Source organism: Aeromonas sp. QDB25, from assembly GCF_027707725.1.
GTDB lineage: Bacteria > Pseudomonadota > Gammaproteobacteria > Enterobacterales > Aeromonadaceae > Aeromonas > Aeromonas caviae.
In genome coordinates this window covers 1-5,690 of record NZ_JAPCIZ010000133.1, presented here as the reverse complement: position 1 = coordinate 5,690, position 5,690 = coordinate 1, and the positions used below count along the sequence as shown (strand labels likewise).

The following is a 5,690-nucleotide window of genomic DNA, read 5'->3' as shown; positions in this document are numbered from 1 at the left end:
CTAGCAGGTGCATCAGGGCAAAGACGTGATCGGTGAAGCCGGCCGTGTCGGTGTAGTGCTCCTCGATCCGCAGGTCGGACTCGTGGTACAGCAGGCCGTCGAGCACATAGGGGTCGTTTGCGGGAGGGGGCGGAATCCTACGCTAAGGCTTTGGCCAGCGATATTCTCCGGTGAGATTGATGTGTTCCCATCCGAGCGGCGAAACATGGGCCAAGAGATCGGGCGATAGCAGCTTTCCATCGCGTTTCTGGTTTGCAACGACCTCGCCGAGCTTCATGGTGTTCCAGAAGATGATGATGGCGGCGAGCAGATTCATGCCGGCGATGCGGTAATGCTGGCCTTCGGCGGAACGGTCGCGGATTTCACCGCGGCGGTGGAAGCTGATTGCCCGCTTCAGCGCATGATGAGCTTCGCCTTTGTTGAGCCCGATCTGGGCACGCCGTTGGAGTTCGGCATCCAGAATCCAGTCGATCATGAACAGGGTGCGCTCGACGCGACCGACTTCCCGCAGGGCTGTCGCGAGCTCGTTCTGCCGCGGATAGGAGGCGAGTTTCCGCAGAATCTGGCTTGGCGCGACGGTCCCGGCAGCAATGGTGGCGGCGATGCGCAGGATGTCGGGCCAATTGCGCTCGATCATGGCTTGGTTGACCTTTCCGCCGATCAACGCTCGCAGGTGCGCCGGGGCGGCCGACGGATTGAACGCGTAGAGCCGTTTGGATGGCAGGTCGCGGATGCGCGGAGCGAACCGGTAGCCGAGAATGGCACATGCGGCAAAGACGTGATCGGTGAAGCCGCCCGTGTCGGTGAACTGCTCGCGGATATGGCGTCCAGCATCGTTCATCAGCAGGCCATCGAGGATGTAAGGCGCTTCGCTTGCCGTTGCAGGAATCACCTGGGTTGCGAACGGCGCATATTGGTCGGAGACGTGGCTATAGGCTTTCAGGCCCGGGGTATTGCCATATTTCGCGTTGACCAGGTTCATGGCCTCACCTTGCTCTGTAGCGACGAAGAACTGTCCGTCGCTCGAAGCCGACGTGCCCATGCCCCAGAACCGGGCCATGGGTAACGCTGCCTGTGCCTCGACCACCATGGCCAGCGCCCGGTCATAGGCTTCGCCCTCGACATGCCACCGTCCAATGCGGATCAATTCCCAGAAGGTGTGGGTGTTTGTCGCATCCGCCATTTTGCGCAAGCCGAGGTTGATCCCTTCCGCCAAGATAACGTTCATTAGCCCGATCCGGTCAGCGCAGGGTGCTCCTGTGCGCAGATGGGTGAACGCTTCGGTGAAGCCGGTCGCCGCATCCACCTCCAGCAGGAGATCGGTGATGCGCGTGGGCGGGATCTGCTTGTAGAGATCGAGCACCAGATCTTCGGCGCCTGTCGGCGCGGCGGCTTCGAGTTTCTCGATATGCAGAACGCCGTTTTCAATCGACCCGCCCGGGATCGTGCCTGCGCGAGCGGCACGGCCAAGCTCGCGCAACCGCATGTCGAGGCGAGCTTGCCGGTCTGCCAGCCATTCCTCCGGCCGCAATGGCACAGCGAGACGACCGCCTTCCGCGATGGATTGTGCCGGAACGAGTGCGTGTTTCAGATCGCCATAGCGCCGGGACCTAGTAAGCCAGACATCTCCGGAGCGGAACGCATCGCGCAGATGGAACAGCACCGCGATCTCCCATAGGCGAGCGTCGCCAGCCCTCTGGGCCCGAAGGTGGCGATGCCATTTCGAGCTGGGCCGCAAGAAGCTGGTCATCGCGGCATCGTTCAAACCGGTACGAAGGGCCGTCACCGCTTCCAGAAGCGGCAGTGCAACGGGCGCAGCTCGCAGATCGAGCAGGCGCAACATGCGTGGAGCGTATCGGCGGAAGCGGTGATAACCGTCGAGCACATGATTGAGCGGATCGTCGGCCATGGTGGCGGTCAGCCTGGTTGCCATTGCAACAAGGGTTTTTAAGCCGTCCCACCCTGACCCACTCGCGATGACATCGCCCAGCGGCTGGCCATCATCCTGTGCATCGACCAGGGCGCCCCCGATCTCGGCGAAGGATTTCAGGGTGTCACGCACCACCCCCGCTTCGTCTGCGACCTTTGCATGGCAAATACGCTCCGAAGCACGGTAGAGACGGCCGACGATCCGGTCGTGGGTTTCGACCACTGCGTCGGCCAACATCGCCTGCCATTCCGAGACGCAAACAGCCAAGATCGCAAGCCGCCTGTCCTCCGGGAGATCGCGCATGCCGTCGGCATAATACCGTTCACCCTGCCTGCGCAGACGAGTCACCCGATGGGCAGGAACGCCGGCAAGCAGATCCTCGGGGAGATCGATGCGTTGCAGATATTCGAGCCGGTCGAGCAGCCGGTTGGCCGACGAAGAGTTCGAGCCAGGCTCGAACTGGCGCAGCCACACAAAACGGGTCACCCGATCATCAGCCGTCTCCTCGAGCAATGCCAGCAACTGTTCTCGGATCGACATAGGCAGCCGACTGGCGATCCTCGTCTCGATGCGTCGCTCGGCATCGACGAGAGCCGCGGCACAAAGCCGCTCGATCGTGGATGTCGCGGGAAGGACAGTGCGGGTGCGTCGGCACTCGGCTACGAAGCGACGGGCGATATCCTCGTTCGACACCGCCATCTCGGCTTCTCGGAACAACCATTCCTTCAGCTCGCTCGCACCACGTCCGGAGAAGGTGCGGAAGCCGTAGAGCCCCCGTAACTCGGCAAGATGCTCGTGCCGTGTTTCCTCGCGGGCAGCATAGTCTACGAGATCGTCGGCACCCAGGCCAAGCTGCGCTCCGATAAATTCGATGACCTCTGCAGGGATCAGTTCGCCTGGAGCCAGCACCCGGCCGGGATAGCGCAGGACACACAATTGCAGGGCGAAGCCGAACCTGTTGTGAGCGCGCCGACGCAGCCTGATATGCCCAAGGTCTTCATCACTCAGCGTATAGTGCTTGAGCAAATCCGTCTGTGAAGTCGGCAAGCGCAACAGCGCGTCTTTCTGCCGATCGGTTAGAGTGACGCGACGCGGCATACATGTTCCTTTTTCAAAATCTGATAGCGTTCAAGACGCTTTGTTTATGAAGCTGGTTGAGATACATTTCCAGAGGTCAATGCAATCGTGGCCGAAGCGCCGCCTCAAACCAACGTTTGTGATACATGCTGATCGGATATGCCCGCGTCTCCAAAGCCGATGGCTCGCAGTCTCTCGACCTGCAGCACGACGCCTTGCGCGCCGCAGGTGTCGAACGGGACAATATCTATGATAATCTTGCTTCCGGCGGTCGTGATGATCGCCCTGGCTTGACTGCCTGCCTCAAGTCATTGCGTGACGGCGATGTGCTGGTGGTCTGGAAGCTCGATCGCCTCGGACGATCGCTTGCCCATCTGGTCAACACGGTGAAGGAGCTGTCAGACCGCAAGATCGGCCTGCGGGTTCTGACTGGAAAGGGCGCTCAGATCGACACCACGACTGCGTCCGGTCGCATGGTGTTCGGAATCTTCGCCACCTTGGCCGAGTTCGAGCGGGATCTGATCCGAGAGCGCACCATGGCGGGTCTCGCCTCCGCGAGAGCGCGCGGTCGCAAGGGCGGACGAAAATTCGCGCTCACCAAAGCTCAGGTGCGTCTCGCGCAAGCCGCCATGGCCCAGCGCGATACTTCAGTTTCCGATCTCTGCAAGGAACTCGGCATCGAGCGCGTCACTCTCTACCGATATGTCGGTCCCAAAGGCGAGCTCAGAGACCATGGAAAGCATGTTCTCGGACTTACGTAGCAACTCGTTTCTTTTCGCAGGTTGAGCCACCTCCGCGCTTCATCAGAAAACTGAAGGAACCTCCATTGAATCGAACTAATATTTTTTTTGGTGAATCGCATTCTGACTGGTTGCCTGTCAGAGGCGGAGAATCTGGTGATTTTGTTTTTCGACGTGGTGACGGGCATGCCTTCGCGAAAATCGCACCTGCTTCCCGCCGCGGTGAGCTCGCTGGAGAGCGTGACCGCCTCATTTGGCTCAAAGGTCGAGGTGTGGCTTGCCCCGAGGTGATCAACTGGCAGGAGGAACAGGAGGGTGCATGCTTGGTGATAACGGCAATTCCGGGAGTACCGGCGGCTGATCTGTCTGGAGCGGATTTGCTCAAAGCGTGGCCGTCAATGGGGCAGCAACTTGGCGCTGTTCACAGCCTATCGGTTGATCAATGTCCGTTTGAGCGCAGGCTGTCGCGAATGTTCGGACGCGCCGTTGATGTGGTGTCCCGCAATGCCGTCAATCCCGACTTCTTACCGGACGAGGACAAGAGTACGCCGCAGCTCGATCTTTTGGCTCGTGTCGAACGAGAGCTACCGGTGCGGCTCGACCAAGAGCGCACCGATATGGTTGTTTGCCATGGTGATCCCTGCATGCCGAACTTCATGGTGGACCCTAAAACTCTTCAATGCACGGGTCTGATCGACCTTGGGCGGCTCGGAACAGCAGATCGCTATGCCGATTTGGCACTCATGATTGCTAACGCCGAAGAGAACTGGGCAGCGCCAGATGAAGCAGAGCGCGCCTTCGCTGTCCTATTCAATGTATTGGGGATCGAAGCCCCCGACCGCGAACGCCTTGCCTTCTATCTGCGATTGGACCCTCTGACTTGGGGTTGATGTTCATGCCGCCTGTTTTTCCTGCTCATTGGCACGTTTCGCAACCTGTTCTCATTGCGGACACCTTTTCCAGCCTCGTTTGGAAAGTTTCATTGCCAGACGGGACTCCTGCAATCGTCAAGGGATTGAAACCTATAGAAGACATTGCTGATGAACTGCGCGGGGCCGACTATCTGGTATGGCGCAATGGGAGGGGAGCAGTCCGGTTGCTCGGTCGTGAGAACAATCTGATGTTGCTCGAATATGCCGGGGAGCGAATGCTCTCTCACATCGTTGCCGAGCACGGCGACTACCAGGCGACCGAAATTGCAGCGGAACTAATGGCGAAGCTGTATGCCGCATCTGAGGAACCCCTGCCTTCTGCCCTTCTCCCGATCCGGGATCGCTTTGCAGCTTTGTTTCAGCGGGCGCGCGATGATCAAAACGCAGGTTGTCAAACTGACTACGTCCACGCGGCGATTATAGCCGATCAAATGATGAGCAATGCCTCGGAACTGCGTGGGCTACATGGCGATCTGCATCATGAAAACATCATGTTCTCCAGTCGCGGCTGGCTGGTGATAGATCCCGTCGGTCTGGTCGGTGAAGTGGGCTTTGGCGCCGCCAATATGTTCTACGATCCGGCTGACAGAGACGACCTTTGTCTCGATCCTAGACGCATTGCACAGATGGCGGACGCATTCTCTCGTGCGCTGGACGTCGATCCGCGTCGCCTGCTCGACCAGGCGTACGCTTATGGGTGCCTTTCCGCAGCTTGGAACGCGGATGGAGAAGAGGAGCAACGCGATCTAGCTATCGCGGCCGCGATCAAGCAGGTGCGACAGACGTCATACTAGATATCAAGCGACTTCTCCTATCCCCTGGGAACACATCAATCTTACCGGAGAATATCGTTGGCCAAAGCCTTAGCGTAGGATTTCGCCCTCTCCCGCAAACGACCCCAGGATTGCGGACAGCAGCAACGTCCTGTCTTTGGCCTCGGCCCCGTCCTTCAAGTGGGTGAAGTGGCGGCTGAAGCCCGTCCAGTCGTCCACGTCCATCAGCAGTTCGGTG

At 59.4% G+C, this 5,690-nt stretch carries 4 protein-coding genes and 1 pseudogene; 3 read left to right on the top strand and 2 right to left on the bottom strand.

Annotated elements, in window-relative coordinates:
• Positions 1–109, bottom strand: a pseudogene (locus PG883_RS23990) (Tn3 family transposase); the annotation flags it as partial.
• Positions 110–142: 33 nt separating this feature from the next.
• Complete coding sequence (locus PG883_RS22440; RefSeq protein WP_001138082.1) at positions 143–3,028, bottom strand: Tn3 family transposase; 2,886 nt, start codon at positions 3,026–3,028, stop codon at positions 143–145.
• Between the two features lie 125 nt (positions 3,029–3,153).
• On the opposite strand from PG883_RS22440, the gene PG883_RS22435 reads away from it, so the two are divergent.
• The 3 genes from PG883_RS22435 (at position 3,154) to PG883_RS22425 (ending at position 5,473) form a co-directional block, all read left to right on the top strand.
• A complete protein-coding gene (locus PG883_RS22435; protein WP_270808264.1) occupies positions 3,154–3,768 on the top strand; it encodes a recombinase family protein in 615 nt (204 codons plus the stop codon).
• A gap of 65 nt (positions 3,769–3,833) precedes the next feature.
• Positions 3,834–4,637 carry an aminoglycoside O-phosphotransferase APH(3'')-Ib gene (gene aph(3'')-Ib, locus PG883_RS22430; protein ID WP_001082319.1) on the top strand — a complete coding sequence of 268 codons (804 nt, stop codon included), beginning with the start codon at positions 3,834–3,836 and terminating at the stop codon, positions 4,635–4,637.
• On the top strand, positions 4,637–5,473 hold the full coding sequence (locus tag PG883_RS22425) for an aminoglycoside O-phosphotransferase APH(6)-Id (RefSeq protein ID WP_000480968.1): 837 nt from the start codon (positions 4,637–4,639) through the stop codon (positions 5,471–5,473). The genes aph(3'')-Ib and PG883_RS22425 overlap by 1 nt, the downstream gene beginning before the upstream one ends.
• Positions 5,474–5,690: the final 217 nt, after the last annotated feature.

Coding starts and splice junctions, on each gene's coding strand:
- PG883_RS22435 (WP_270808264.1), top strand. CDS start 3,154: ATGCTGATCGGATATGCCCGCGTCTCCAAAGCCGATGGCTCGCAGTCT.
- PG883_RS22425 (WP_000480968.1), top strand. CDS start 4,637: ATGTTCATGCCGCCTGTTTTTCCTGCTCATTGGCACGTTTCGCAACCT.
- PG883_RS22440 (WP_001138082.1), bottom strand. CDS start 3,028: ATGCCGCGTCGCGTCACTCTAACCGATCGGCAGAAAGACGCGCTGTTG.